We start from the raw sequence: 1,356 nt of genomic DNA, 5'->3' as shown, positions 1-1,356 counted from the left end.
ATACCACACATCTCTTTGAGCAACATTGCTATCATGTTTGTCTTTAAAAGTCAAGTACATCTTTTGGTGATGAACCTAGATTTTGAATATCTGGTAATTAATTACAAAAGGAGAGAAGGGAAATTGGAAAAATACATTCATTGGTTACAGCAACAAGGAAAAAGTGAACATACCATCCGTCGTTATAAAACCGTACTAAAAGAATTTCAACAATGGTACGAAGGAATGACGGGTGGAGTTCCCTTCGATCCCAAAAATGTGTCTGCTATCGATCTCCAGGACTGGAAGAACTATTTAATAAATATTGCGCGTATTGAAAATCCAAAAACAGGGGAAAGGAAAAAACTCACGATTTCTACCGTTAACAACAAAATTGAGAGCCTGAAGGCTTATTTCCGGTATCTTTATGATACCGGTATTATTAAAAATAATCCGGCTTCTTCTCTTTCAGTACAAAAACAACAAACACCATTATCACCGCGTTGGCTTGAACGTGTTGAGAAAAATAAACTTTTGCATTACATTGACGATAAGGAAAAGCAAAAGAAAAATCCGTGGCGCTATGCGAGAAATCGAGCAATCATCTACTGTATGCTTCACGCTGGAATGAGGGTCAGTGAGGTTGTAGAGCTGGAATTAGAGGATATTGATTTCGCAAATGGTTATATCAATATACGTGATGGTAAAGGTGGTAAGGCTAGACGTATTCCCATGAACAGCGATCTAAAACATGCCCTAAGTCTATGGATAAGCGAAAGGAAAACCAAAGAAACGAATACAAATAAAGTCTTTGTCTCTCAGAAAGGCGGCAATCTAACCATATCTGGCGTGAATAACTTATTTAATAAGATTCGACATGACTTAAAAATTGAAGAACTTACACCGCATGTGCTACGGCACACTTTTTGCCATGATCTTATTGAAAAAGGTTTTCCTATTACTTATGTTGCCGATCTTGCGGGTCACAGCGATTTAGATACGACCAGGAGGTACGTGGCCACAAGCGATAAGGAAATGAAAATTGCTGTTGAGTCTTTATCTTCAGGCCGCTATCGACAAACAGAAAACAAAAAAAATAAGGGTGAATGATTTGTATTTCGTCATCTAGAGGGCATTGGCCCTCTGTTTTCATGGTTTTGTAGTGGACTTGTGAGTGATACTTTCACGGAAAAGTTCCATGGGCAACGTTTTGCCCTCCACCCGGGCATGAAAATGACGCATCAAGGCGCGTGGATTTTCACGGAAAAGTTCCATGAGCAATTTTTGCTCTCCACCCGGGCATGAAAATCCCCCTTTTCTTCCCATAATGAAGAATAGGCGCAAACAGTTCAACAGGACGTTATGCTTAATGGTGGC

Annotated in this window: 2 protein-coding genes; one reads left to right on the top strand and one right to left on the bottom strand. The window is 39.5% G+C overall.

Annotated elements, in window-relative coordinates:
* A partial coding sequence (locus B4113_RS00480) for a tyrosine-type recombinase/integrase (protein ID WP_369802206.1) occupies positions 1–1,089 on the top strand: 1,089 nt, incomplete at its 5' end.
* Positions 1,090–1,128: 39 nt separating this feature from the next.
* Here B4113_RS00480 and B4113_RS20215 read toward each other — a convergent pair.
* The coding region (locus B4113_RS20215; protein ID WP_235597933.1) for a hypothetical protein at positions 1,129–1,356 on the bottom strand (228 nt) is incomplete at its 5' end.

This window comes from Geobacillus sp. B4113_201601 (assembly GCF_001587475.1).
In the GTDB taxonomy this organism is placed as follows: Bacteria; Bacillota; Bacilli; order Bacillales; family Anoxybacillaceae; genus Geobacillus; species Geobacillus icigianus.
This window is presented reverse-complemented; position numbering and strand designations above follow the sequence as displayed.